The following is an 11780-nucleotide window of genomic DNA, read 5'->3' as shown; positions in this document are numbered from 1 at the left end:
GCCGTGTGGGTCAGCGGCCGGCCATGTTGCACTGCAGCCGGACAATCGCGTCGATCATATCGGACAACGATGGGTGGTGCAATGCAACATTTCCCCGATTTTTCATCAAAGTTTTGCGATTTGACGTTCTCTGAACAAGCCGCTCGCGCCCCGTTCAGCGCCCCGTGGCGACGGCCGGCGCCGGCTGGCCGGCCGCGCGCGCCATCGCGTCCTCGTGGTGCATCAGGTTCATCGCGGTATGCACGAGCGCCACGTGCGAGAACGCCTGCGGGAAATTGCCGACGAGCCGCCCGGCCACCGGGTCGTACTCCTCGGCGAGCAGCCCGAGGTCGTTCGACAGCGCGAGCAGCCGGCTGAACAGGCGGTGCGCGTCGTCGATCCGGCCCAGCAGCGCATAGTTGTCGACCAGCCAGAAACTGCACGCGAGAAACGTGCCTTCGCCGGGCGGCAGGCCGTCGTCGTATTCGGTCGTGCGGTAGCGCATCACGAGCCCGTCGTGCAGCAACTCCCGCTCGATCGCTTCGACCGTGCCGACGATGCGCGGATCTTCCGGCGGCAGGAAGCCGAGCAGCGGCATCAGCAGCACGCTCGCGTCGAGTTCGTCGCTGCCGTAGCTCTGTGCAAACGCCCGTTTGCTTTCGTGCCATGCGTTGTTGCACACGTCGGCATGGATCTGCTCGCGCAGCGCGCGCCAGCGGTCGAGCGAGCCGGGCAGCCGGAACATCTCCGCCGACTTGATCGCGCGGTCGAACGCGACCCACGCCATCACCTTCGAGAACGTGAAATGGCGGCGGCCGCCGCGCGTTTCCCAGATGCCTTCGTCGGGCTCCTGCCAGATCTTCTCGAGATGGTCGAGCAGCGCGCACTGCACCGACCACACCGTGTCGTCGGCCTGCAGGCCGCCCACGCGCGCCAGGTGCAGCGCGGCCATCACCTCGCCGAACACGTCGAGCTGGAGCTGGTTCGCGGCGCCGTTGCCCACGCGCACCGGCTTCGAGTCCTGGTAGCCGGGCAGCCAGTCGAGTTCCATTTCCGGCAGCCGGCGTTCGCCGGCGATCCCGTACATGATCTGGATCTGTTCGGGCGAGCCGGCCATCACGCGGCCGAGCCACGTGCGCCACGCGCGCGCCTCGTCGTAGTAGCCGCCGCGCATCAGCGCGAGCAGCGTGATCGTCGCGTCGCGCAGCCAGCAGTAGCGGTAGTCCCAGTTGCGATTGCCGCCGATCTTCTCGGGCAGCGACGTGGTCGGCGCCGCGACGATCCCGCCGGTCGGCTCGTACGCCAGTGCCTTCAGCGTGATCAGCGAACGGCGCACGGCGGCCGCGTAGCGGCCCTGCACCTGGCAGCGGCCCGACCATTCGAGCCAGTAGTTCTCGGTGCGTGCGAGCATCGACAGCGGATCGCGTGCGGGCGGCAGCCGCATGTGCGACGCCGCATAGCTGAGCGAGAACGGCACGCGTTCATCGGCGTTCACGGTGAATTCCGCGAGCGTATGGAGGTTCTTGCCGGTGAGCGGCACCGGCGTGCGCAGCACGACGGTGTCAGGGCCCGCGATCGCCTTCATGCCGTCCTCGCGGGTCAGCTGCGTGACCCACGGAATCGAGAAACCGTAGTCGAAGCGCAGCACGAGCTCCATGCGCATCTTCATCGTGCCGTGGCGGCCGATGACGATCCGCACCAGCTCGGACCAGCCGTTGCCGGGCGGCATGAAGTCGACCACCGTGACGGCACCGTCGGCGCTTTCGTAGTCGGTTTCGAGAATCAGCGTGTCGCCGCGATAGCGGCGCGACGTGTGCGTGATCGCGGCATCGGCGGCCGGCGCGAGCAGCCAGCGGCCGTGCTCGGGGGTGCCGAGAAGCGCCGCGAAGCAGGCGCCCGAATCGAAGCGGGGCCAGCACAGCCAGTCTACGGAGCCGTCTTTGGCGACCAGCGCGGCGGTGTGGCCGTCGCCGACGAGGGCGTAGTCTTCGATCAGGGCAGGCATGGGCAGGCGATCCTTGGGTATTCGAGTTCACAATGCGGACGGCGGCGGCCAAGGCTTCACGCGCGGGCGCCGCGCCCCGTATACTCGGCCGGGCGGCGGAGCGCATGAACGGCCGGCGTTTCGTCCTATCTCAACACTTGAAGCGACTCGATGCAAGGAGGATTCAATGCCCAACCGTTTACGCGAGCGTGACGCACGCGCTTCGACACGAGGGTTCCCGCTTAGGCTCGCTCACTGGATGAAAGGTTTCGCGATCGTGCTCTCCCTTTCCGCGACCCATGCATTTGCGCAGCAATCGCCCGCTCCGGCCGACGGCGTGTACAACCTGCTCGTGGGCACCTACACGGGCGGCGGCAGCGACGGGATCTATGTTTACCGCTTCGATACGAAAACCGGCAGCGTCGCGCCGGTGTCGTCGGCGAAGACGGTGAATCCGTCGTACCTGTTGCCGAGCCGCGACGGTCGTACCGTCTACGCGGTCAACGAACTGCCCGGCGACGACGGGCCGGCGTCGCAGCGCGGCGGCGTCAGCGCCTTCCGTTTCGACGCGAAGACGGGCGCGCTGAGCTTCATCGACCGCGTGTCGTCGGAAGGGAACGATCCTTGCTATCTCGCGCTGTCGCCGGACGGCAAGTACCTCGTGACGGCCAATTACTCGGTCGCGAAGGATCCGGGCGGCAGCTTCGCGGTGTTTCCGCTGCGCGACGACGGCGCGGTCGGCCAGGCCGTGCTGACGGTGCACCACGAGGGCACGGGGCCCGTGAAGGGCCGTCAGGACGGCGCGCACGTGCATTCGACGGTGTTTTCGCCGGATGGCCATTACCTGTTCGTACAGGATCTCGGCGCGGACAAGGTCTACGGCTACCGGTACACGGTGGACGGCAGCCGCGGGCTGATCAGCCCGACCGACACGCGCTACACGCCGGTCAAGGCGGGTTCGGGCCCGCGTCACATGGTGTTCAGCGCCGACGGCCGGTACGCGTACGTGACGAGCGAGCTCAACGCGGCGGTCGAGGTGTTCGGCTACCACGACGGCAAGCTGACGCCGGTCGAGACCGTATCGATGACCGCGCCGGGCTTCAAGGGCAAGGTCGGCGGCGGTGCGATCCATCTGTCACCTGACGGCCGCTTCCTGTACGTGAGCAACCGCGGCGATGCGAACGACCTGGTGATCTACGCGGTGAACCAGGCCGACGGCCGGTTGAAGCCCGTCGGCCGCCAGTCGAGCCTCGGCAAGACGCCGCGCGAGTTCCTGATCGACCCGACCGGCAAGTGGTTGATCGTCGGCAACCAGGACAGCGATACGTTCTACGTGTTCAGCCGCAATGTGGAAACGGGGCAACTGGGCCCGAATCCGCAGAAGGTGGCGGTCGGCAAGCCGGTCGATTTCAAGCTGGTGCCGGTGCAGTAAATGACAAAGGGCGCTGCCGATGCAGCGCCCTTTTGCTTTACGGGGCGGCCGGTTTCCCGGTGGCCCGCATCGGTGGACGGCGGCGGCCGCCGCGCTCAGTCGGCCGCGGCCGGCACGAGCACCTCGCGGCTGCCGTTGATGCCCATCGGCGACACCAGCCCGGCCGCCTCCATCTGCTCGACGAGCCGTGCGGCGCGGTTATAGCCGATGCGCAACTGCCGCTGCACCGACGAGATCGACGCGCGCCGCGTGCGCACGACGAACGCGACGGCTTCGTCGTACAGCGGATCGGCTTCCGCGTCCGGCGCATCGCCGAACAGGTCCTGCGTTGCGCCGTCGGCGGCCGGGCCGTCGAGGATCCCTTCCTCGTACTGCGGTTCGCCGAACTGTTTCAGGTACTCGACGATCCGGTGCACTTCCTCGTCGGCGACGAATGCGCCGTGCACGCGCTGCGGGTAACCGGTGCCCGGCGGCAGGAACAGCATGTCGCCCATCCCGAGCAGCGATTCGGCGCCCATCTGGTCGAGAATCGTGCGCGAGTCGATCTTCGACGACACCTGGAACGCGACGCGCGTCGGGATGTTCGCCTTGATCAGGCCCGTGATCACGTCGACGGACGGGCGCTGCGTCGCGAGGATCAGGTGGATGCCGGCCGCGCGCGCCTTCTGCGCGAGACGGGCGATCAGTTCCTCGATCTTCTTGCCGGCCACCATCATCAGGTCGGCGAGCTCGTCGATCACGACGACGATCAGCGGCAGCGTCGACAGCGGCTCGGGGTCCTCGGGCGTCAGCGAGAACGGGTTGCCGATCTTCTTTTCCTTCGCTTCGGCATCGCGGATCTTCTGGTTGAAGCCCGCGAGGTTGCGCACGCCGACGGCCGACATCAGCCGGTAGCGCTTCTCCATCTCGCCGACGCACCAGTTCAGCGCGTTGGCCGCGAGCTTCATGTCGGTGACGACCGGCGCGAGCAGGTGCGGGATGCCTTCGTAGACCGACAGCTCCAGCATCTTCGGGTCGATCATGATGAGCCGCACGTCCTCGGGTGTCGCCTTGTACAGCAGCGACAGGATCATCGCGTTGATCGCGACCGACTTGCCCGAGCCCGTCGTGCCCGCGACGAGCATGTGCGGCGCCTTCGCGAGATCGGTGACGACCGGATGGCCGGTGATGTCCTTGCCCATCGCGATCGTCAGTTGCGAGGCCGAGTGCTGGTACTGGCGCGACTCGAGGATTTCCGACAGGCGGATCATCTGGCGCTTCGCGTTCGGCAGTTCGAGGCCCATGCAGGTCTTGCCGGGAATCGTCTCGACGACGCGGATCGACGTGAGGCCGAGGCCGCGCGACAGGTCTTTCATCAGCCCGACGATCTGGCTGCCCCGCACGCCGAGCGCGGGTTCGATCTCGAAGCGCGTGATCACGGGCCCGGCCGATGCGCCGACCACCGTCACCGGCACCTTGAATTCCTGCAGCCGCTGTTCGATGACCTGCGCGGTTTGCGCGAGGTGTTCGTCGGTGATCGTTTCGATGTCGTCGGACGCGGGTTCGAGCAGGTCGAGGGTCGGCAGTTCGACGTTGAACGTCGCGGGCGCGTGGAATTCGAACGCGTTCGGACGCGGCGGGCGGACGGGGGTGTCGGGGGCCGGTGCGGCGGGTTCGGCTGTTGCCGTGGCGGCGGTCGCATCTGCCGGCGGGGCAGCGGGAATCGCCGGTACGGTCGTGACCGCCGCCGGTGCGGGCAGGCTCGCGCCGGGGAATGTCGTGGCGGGTTGCGGGGCAGCGGTTGCCGGTGTCGCGGCGACGTTCGACACGTGCCAGCTTGCCGGCGACGAGGCCGGGGCCGGGGCGGGCGGGGCTGCGAACGTCGTGGCTTCGATTGCGGCAGGTGCGGAAGCGATCGGCGGAGCCTGCGTAGGCGCGGTTACCCCGAAGGACGGCAGCGAGCCGGTCGGAGCGACGGGCGAGCCGGAGATCGGTTGCGCCGGAGTCGCTGCGGCGGACGTGATCGGCGCGACGGCGCCGGGGGACGGTGCAGTCGTGTCGGAAACGGCCGGCGGCACGGGCAGGCTTGCGGCCGGCTGCGGTGCGACCGGGCTGGAGGTGCCGAACGTGCCGAATGTCGTACCCGTCGATGAGCTTGCCGGGTTGGCTTGCGTCGGCGCGGGCGAACCGGACGCGGTGTTCACGGGCATCGCGGTGGCGAGCGCCGATGCGGGCGCGGTCGAACCGGATGTCGAAGCCGACGTGCCGGCCGTCGACGGAGTCACGACGGGCGATGTGGGCATCGATGCACGGGGGAACGAATCGTAAGTCGTGCCCGTTCCGCTAACCGGCGCTGCCGACGCAATCGATGCAACGGTCGATGTCGACGCGGCCGGCTGCGAAGGCGAAGCCGACGCAGTACCGGTTACGCCGACCGGGGATGCCGATGGGGTGGATGCAGGTGTCGGTGCCGATGCGGCCGGCTGCGAAAGCGAAGCCGACGCAGTACCGGTTACGCCGACCGCGGATGTCGATGGGGCAGATGTGGCGGTCGATGCCAATGCGGCCGGCTGCGGCAGTGAAGCCGGCGCAGTACCGGTTACACCGATTGAGGATGCCGCTGCACCCGATGCAGCGGTCGATGCCGATGCGGCCGGCTGCGGCAGTGAAGCTGACGCAGTACCGGTTACGCCGACCGGGGATGCCGATGGGGTGGATGCAGGTGTCGGTGCCGATGCGGCCGGCTGCGAAAGCGAAGCCAACGCAGCACCGTTTGCGCCGATTGCGGATGTCGACGCGACTGATGCAGCGGTCGATGCCGACGCAGGCGACTGAGCAGGCGAACCGGATGCCGTGCCGGTCACGCGATCCGTTGAAGCGGTCTCGGCGACAGGCGATATGCCCGAAGCGGATGCAGGTGCTTGTGCGGTCGAGCCTTGAGCGGTGCCGACGAGCGGCGACGCAGCAGCAGCCGAAGCCGTCTGCTTGGCGGCAAACGGTTGAGCGGCGACCGGCGATTTCGGCAATTCCGCGGCGACGGTCGTATTCGTCGGGGCAGATTGTGCCGTCGACGGTTTCCAAGTCCATTCCGCTGCCGGCGCTGAGCCCCGAGCGTTTGCCGACGGCGGTGCCGCAGGTTCTGCCGCGTCCGCCTTGACGGCTTCCGGCGCTGCACCCGACGCGGCCGGTCCCGACGTTGCCGACACCGCCGCAAACGGTCTGCCGTCGGCACTTGCGCGCGACGTCGTTTCGGTGATCGGCGAAGAGGGGAGGGCCGCGAACGGTGCGACGTTCCCGGCCGCTTTCACGTCGGTGTGCGCATCGTCGATGCCCTGCGGCACGCGGGCCGATGCGATGTGAGCGATTGCGGGAGCCGGTTGCGCCGTGTACCTGTCGTCGTTATCGACGGGTGCCGGCAGGTTGCTCGCGGCGATGTCGCGAGCCGCCTCGCGCCTGGGTTGCGCGGCGGCAGCGTCGGCCGGTTCCGATCCCGTCGCGTCCGTCGCGTCCGTCGCGTCCGTCGCGTCCGTCGACGACTCGGCGGCCGCGTTCCACGCGGATGCGTCGAACGCGGAAACCGGCCGGCTGGCGAGGTCTTCCCACGGTGCGAGGTCGATGGGCGCGTCGAACGAGGGTGAGGGTGCGGACGGGATTCCCGGCGTCGGCGCGGCAGGCGCATCGTCGGCGTACCGGAGCTCGTCGTCGGCGTGATGCGAAAACGCGGCATCGTCGCTGCCGGTATTCGACAGCGCGTGCGGGGCGGCCGCGTCGAGCGCCACGGTGCCCGCATCAGCATCCGGTGCATGAACAGCGGGCGCCGCCGGCATGAACGCGTCGAGCACGATCGGTGCGTTGTCGTCGTACGCCGGCGCCGCATCGTGCGCGAGCGACACAGCGGCGTCATGCGCGGCGAGGCCGTGGGTCGCGGCGGCGATCCCGGCCGGCGCGGCCGGCACGGTCGATGCGGCCGCCGATGCCGGCGTCGCAACGCCGGCTGCTGCCGCGGCCACCCCGGCCACGGTAGCGGCTGCGGCGCCAGCGTGCCCGGCGTCGGCCGACTGCGCACCGCCCAGCGTCGCCCATTGCGCGGTGCTGGCCTCGATCGAGCGCAGCGTGTCGTGCACGCTCGGTGCCGGCGCGATCGGTGCGGCGGGTTTTTCCGTCCAGGCATAGAGCGGCGCACGCGCCGGTGTTTGCTGCGCCGGACGACGTCGTGCCGTATCCGCAGGCTGGCCGGCCGAACCTGCGCCTGCGACGGGGCGTACCGGCGGGCGCTGCGGCTGCGCGGCGGCCGGCCGCGGCGTGACCGTGGTACGCGGCGTAGTCGGCTTCAATGCGGGCGTGGCCGGTCGCGCGGCTGTCGGGCGTGGGCGGACGGGTTCGAATCCGACAGGAAGCGGGGCCGGATCGGGGCGCGGGACCTGCGAATTCGCTGCTGCGCGCGCCAGGCTGGCGGTGCTGCCGGTCGTCGGTGGCGGCATCGCGCTGGCCGGGGGGATCGGTGCGGGCTGCGTCGGCGTGCGCTGGGGCGCGGTCGGCTTCAACCAGCCCGACGGCGCGACGGGTTCCACGTGCGGGCGCGGGGGCGTGCTGCTGCGCGGCTTCGGCCGCGCCTGCGGATCGGGTTTCCACAGCGTCGGACGCGAATACCGGCCGTTCTGGCGCGGCGCCATCGAATTGACGGTATGCGCGGTGGTCGGCTGTACGACGTCGTCGTCGCGATGCAGCGCGCTGCGCGGCAGGTCGGCAATGCCGCGGGCATCGTCGTCGCCGCCGTCGCGCGACAGCTTGACGCCGAACGACGTGTCGACCCACGCGGCGAACTGTCGCCAGCCGATGCCGGTCAACCAGGGCAGCCCGGCGAAGAACAGCACGACCATCGCGACCGGCGTGCCGATCGGGCCGAGCACGTGGGCGAAGCCTGCCGAGAACGCATGGCCGAGCGTGTTCGTGTCGGGGCCCGACAGCGGGCTCGTCAGCGTGCAGCTGGCCACGAACACCGCGGCGAAGCCGAGCCACAGGCGAATCGAGCCGCGGCCGGCGAGTCCGCCGCCGCCGGGCAGCATCGCCTGCACGAGACGCCAGAAGAGAAGGAGGAACCAGACGGCGGAGATGCCGAACCAGCCGAAGACAACCGTGTGCATGCTTTGAAACAGGAGTGGGGAGGGGCGCGCGGGGCGCGACCCGCCGAGTTTAACCGGCCGGCGAACAAGACTCTAACGCGGCGTGCATCCGCTTCACGCCGCGCGACGCGGGTGTGCGGCACACGCGCGTGGCGCGCCACGCGAAGGCGGTCGGTCGGCCTTCGCGCGCGCGGTGCATCAGGGGCTCCGGTGCGTGAAGGTCAGCGTTGCGCCGGACGCGGTCACGATCTGCAACTGCTGCGGCTCGCGCATCTGCACGCCGGTCTTGTCGACATGGGCGAGTGCGTCGAGGTACGCGGGTTCGAGCTGGCCGCCGAGCGTATTCGGGCAGGCCATCCGCGTGCCGGCGAGCGGCCCGAAGCTCAACAGGCCGTTCTTGATCGCGTAGGTGCCCATGTAGCGGTTGCAGCCCGAGAACCCGCTCGCGCGCCGGATGCCCGACTCGGTCGACAGCGCGAGCTTGATCGGCTCGCCGTTGTCGCCGTGCGGGATCGCGCGCTGCGTGCCGTCGGCGTTCAGCCAGCTGGTGAGCTCCCAGCTCGTGTCGTCGAGCAGCTGGACGGCGGCCGGGTTGTACGGGTCGGGCGCGGGGGCGGCGGAATCGGGGTGGGTCGGCATCGCGCAGGCGGCGAGAAGCGTGGCAAGCGTCAACGCGCAGAGCGGCGCGCGCAACGGGCGAAGCAGGCCGGTGCGTGCGCGTGCGGCTGCGGACAGGTGGGACATGAGCCTCGTTCCTCATCGGATTCTGATCAAGGCGTAAGAGTAACGCACCCGCCCCGCGGCAGGCGAGCCGACACTTCGCGCGTGAAAACGTTCGCAGCCCGCTCGCGAGCGGCCCGAGGCGGGGCGGCGGCACGGCGAAACGCGCTAAACCGGTGTCGTGGCGCGTGTTAACATCGGAGCCGTTTTCGTCCTCCACCAGAAGCGGGTAATCACATGCAGATCGGTCAGCGGCTCGGTACGCCGCTCTCATCCTCGGCCACGCGCGTCATGCTGCTCGGCGCCGGCGAGCTCGGCAAGGAAGTCATCATCGCGTTGCAGCGTCTCGGTGTCGAAGTCATCGCGGTCGACCGCTATCCGGACGCACCCGGCCATCAGGTCGCGCATCGCGCGCACGTGATCGACATGACCGATGCCGCCGCGCTGCGCGCGATCGTCGAGGCCGAACGCCCGCACCTGATCGTGCCCGAGATCGAGGCGATCGCGACCGACGCGCTCGCGGCGATCGAGGCGGCCGGGCTCGCCGAGGTGATCCCGACCGCGCGCGCAACGCAGCTCACGATGAACCGCGAAGGGATCCGCCGGCTCGCGGCCGAGGAGCTCGGCCTGCCGACGTCCCCGTATGCGTTCGCGGATTCGTTCGAAGCGTTCAGCGCGGCCGTCGCGAAGATCGGCATGCCGTGCGTCGTGAAACCCGTGATGTCGTCGTCGGGCAAGGGGCAGTCGGTCGTGAAGACCGAAGCCGACGTGAAGCCGGCGTGGGACTACGCGATGGCGGGCGGGCGCGTGAACCACGGCCGCGTGATCGTCGAAGGCTTCATCGATTTCGACTACGAGATCACGCAGCTCACCGTGCGCGCGATCGATCCGGCGACGGACGCCACGCGTACCTACTTCTGCGAGCCGGTCGGCCACGTGCAGGTGGCGGGCGACTACGTCGAGTCGTGGCAGCCGCAGCCGATGAGCGCGGCGGCGCTCGAGAAGTCGCGCGAGATCGCGCACAAGGTCACCGAGGCACTCGGCGGGCGCGGGCTGTTCGGCGTCGAGCTGTTCGTGCGCGGCGACGACGTGTGGTTCTCCGAGGTGAGCCCGCGGCCGCACGATACGGGCCTCGTCACGCTCGCGTCGCAGCGCCAGTCCGAGTTCGAGCTGCACGCGCGTGCGATTCTCGGGCTGCCGGTCGATCCGACGCTCGGTTCGCCGGCCGCGTCGGCCGTGATCTACGGCGGGCTCGACGAGCGCGGCATCGCGTTCGAAGGCGTGCGCGACGCGCTCGCGGTGCCGGGCGCCGACCTGCGCCTGTTCGGCAAGCCGGAGAGTTTTGCGAAGCGGCGCATGGGCGTCGCGCTGGCGACCGGCGCGACCGTCGACGAAGCCCGCGAACGCGCGAAGCGCGCCGCCGCGGCCGTCCGGCCCGTGTCGGCGCGCTGACGTAACCAGGAGAGGACGATGACGCCAAGGTGGCTGCGTATCGGAAAGCTGGGCGCCGCACTGGCGCTGGTCGCGAGTCTCGCGGGTTGCGGCGTCGCGGCCGCACCGTGCCGGGTGGCCTCGGCCGGGCTCAAGATCGTGCCGCTCGTCGGCCATCTCGCGGCCGCGCCGACCGACGCGTGTGCCGACGTCATCGATCCCTGATCACGCTATACGACGCGATCGCCAACGATAATTGCGCGCCCCGCGAGGGCGCGTTTCCACCCGTCTCGTGAGAGGACCTGCATGATTCGCCAAACGCTCGCCGCGCTCGCGCTCGCCGGCACCGCCGTTTCCGTCGCGCATGCCGCGCAACTGACCGTCGAAGAGATCGACGCCGATTCGCGCCAGTTCGCCGTCTACCAGTGCGCGAACCAGAAACAGCCCGTGCGCGTGTCGTACTGGCTCGCGGGCAACGGCCAGAGCTTCGCGCTCGTGCCGGTCAACGGGAAGCAGATGCTGTTCGTCGACACCGTGTCGGCGTCCGGCGCGCGCTATCAGGCCGGCCGCTATACGTGGTGGACGAAGGGCAAGGAAGCGACGCTGCGCGACGAGATCGCCGACCAGAATGCGCCGCCGCTGCTGGGCGACTGCGTCCAGGTCGAGAAGAAAAAGAAGAAGGGCTGAGCGAGGGGCGGGAACGTGGATCGTGCCTGGCGGTGGCAGCCGGGGTCAGGCTCCCTGGCGTGACTGCCTGGCACGCGGGCCGGCGACGGGCGATCCGGGAAGACGATCCGGCAAGACGATCCGGAATCTGACCCCTGAAATTATCCGTCGACCGATCGGGATAGCCCGATCGAGGCATTCGTCGACCGCGCGGGCCTGCCCGGGCCCGCCGCGCGCACTGTCGGGGGGGCGTTCGCGGCGTTGTCACGGACAGATGGCTGCGCAGTGCTACAATACGCCCCTTTCCGCCGGCATTCGCGCCGAACGGAGTCCGCACGGCCTGGCGTCCAGCGTTCATATTGAACCGGTCCCAAGCGCCAGAGCGGCGCCGCGCGGCGCGCCGCGGCTCCGTCTATTTCCGAATTGTGATGAGCGCAGGCCCGGCTGGCCTGACGCACGATGTCCC

General features: G+C 69.5%; 12 protein-coding genes. 8 read left to right on the top strand and 4 right to left on the bottom strand.

What is annotated here, in order from left to right; all coding sequences use genetic code 11:
- Nucleotides 1-154: 154 nt before the first annotated feature.
- Nucleotides 155-1984: a glycoside hydrolase family 15 protein gene (locus PQB87_RS13210; protein WP_021161258.1), complete on the bottom strand. Its 1830-nt coding sequence runs from the start codon at nucleotides 1982-1984 to the stop codon at nucleotides 155-157.
- 166 nt (nucleotides 1985-2150) lie between these two features.
- Here PQB87_RS13210 and PQB87_RS13205 point away from each other — a divergent pair, with 166 nt between their 5' ends.
- The gene (locus PQB87_RS13205) at nucleotides 2151-3395 is read left to right on the top strand and encodes a lactonase family protein (RefSeq protein WP_027786811.1); all 1245 of its coding nucleotides are present in this window, start codon (nucleotides 2151-2153) and stop codon (nucleotides 3393-3395) included.
- Nucleotides 3396-3490: 95 nt separating this feature from the next.
- Here the strand turns inward: PQB87_RS13205 and PQB87_RS13200 are convergent, their stop codons facing one another.
- Entirely contained in the window at nucleotides 3491-5203 is a 1713-nt protein-coding gene (locus PQB87_RS13200; RefSeq protein WP_502291552.1) for a DNA translocase FtsK, read from the bottom strand.
- A gap of 55 nt (nucleotides 5204-5258) precedes the next feature.
- Between PQB87_RS13200 and PQB87_RS13195 the strand changes: the two genes are divergently transcribed.
- On the top strand, nucleotides 5259-5702 hold the full coding sequence (locus PQB87_RS13195; RefSeq protein ID WP_502291553.1) for a hypothetical protein: 444 nt from the start codon (nucleotides 5259-5261) through the stop codon (nucleotides 5700-5702).
- A gap of 15 nt (nucleotides 5703-5717) precedes the next feature.
- On the opposite strand, the gene PQB87_RS13190 is transcribed toward PQB87_RS13195, so the two are convergent.
- Nucleotides 5718-6455: a hypothetical protein gene (locus PQB87_RS13190; protein WP_502291546.1), complete on the bottom strand. Its 738-nt coding sequence runs from the start codon at nucleotides 6453-6455 to the stop codon at nucleotides 5718-5720.
- A gap of 351 nt (nucleotides 6456-6806) precedes the next feature.
- On the opposite strand from PQB87_RS13190, the gene PQB87_RS13185 reads away from it, so the two are divergent.
- From PQB87_RS13185 to PQB87_RS13175, 3 genes are all read left to right on the top strand, one after another.
- Nucleotides 6807-7085 (top strand): hypothetical protein, encoded by a 279-nt coding sequence (locus PQB87_RS13185; protein WP_502291545.1) that lies wholly within the window; start codon nucleotides 6807-6809, stop codon nucleotides 7083-7085.
- A gap of 114 nt (nucleotides 7086-7199) precedes the next feature.
- Nucleotides 7200-7547, top strand: a complete 348-nt coding sequence (locus PQB87_RS13180; RefSeq protein WP_502291544.1) for a hypothetical protein — start codon at nucleotides 7200-7202, stop codon at nucleotides 7545-7547.
- A gap of 282 nt (nucleotides 7548-7829) precedes the next feature.
- Nucleotides 7830-8525 carry a hypothetical protein gene (locus tag PQB87_RS13175; protein WP_181523094.1) on the top strand — a complete coding sequence of 232 codons (696 nt, stop codon included), beginning with the start codon at nucleotides 7830-7832 and terminating at the stop codon, nucleotides 8523-8525.
- Nucleotides 8526-8695: 170 nt separating this feature from the next.
- On the opposite strand, the gene PQB87_RS13170 is transcribed toward PQB87_RS13175, so the two are convergent.
- On the bottom strand, nucleotides 8696-9241 hold the full coding sequence (locus PQB87_RS13170; RefSeq protein ID WP_059688852.1) for an META domain-containing protein: 546 nt from the start codon (nucleotides 9239-9241) through the stop codon (nucleotides 8696-8698).
- 213 nt (nucleotides 9242-9454) lie between these two features.
- Here PQB87_RS13170 and purT point away from each other — a divergent pair, with 213 nt between their 5' ends.
- The 3 genes from purT (at nucleotide 9455) to PQB87_RS13155 (ending at nucleotide 11335) form a co-directional block, all read left to right on the top strand.
- Nucleotides 9455-10669: a formate-dependent phosphoribosylglycinamide formyltransferase gene (gene purT, locus PQB87_RS13165; RefSeq protein WP_042976186.1), complete on the top strand. Its 1215-nt coding sequence runs from the start codon at nucleotides 9455-9457 to the stop codon at nucleotides 10667-10669.
- Between the two features lie 18 nt (nucleotides 10670-10687).
- A complete protein-coding gene (locus PQB87_RS13160; protein WP_027786814.1) occupies nucleotides 10688-10873 on the top strand; it encodes a DUF6726 family protein in 186 nt (61 codons plus the stop codon).
- An 81-nt stretch (nucleotides 10874-10954) separates the two neighbouring features.
- Entirely contained in the window at nucleotides 10955-11335 is a 381-nt protein-coding gene (locus PQB87_RS13155; protein WP_021161266.1) for an MliC family protein, read from the top strand.
- Nucleotides 11336-11780: the final 445 nt, after the last annotated feature.

The sequence above is a fragment of the Burkholderia sp. KL41 genome, assembly GCF_057005415.2.
The sequence above is the reverse complement of the archived record's forward strand: the minus strand, read 5'-3'. Positions and strand labels throughout refer to the sequence as shown.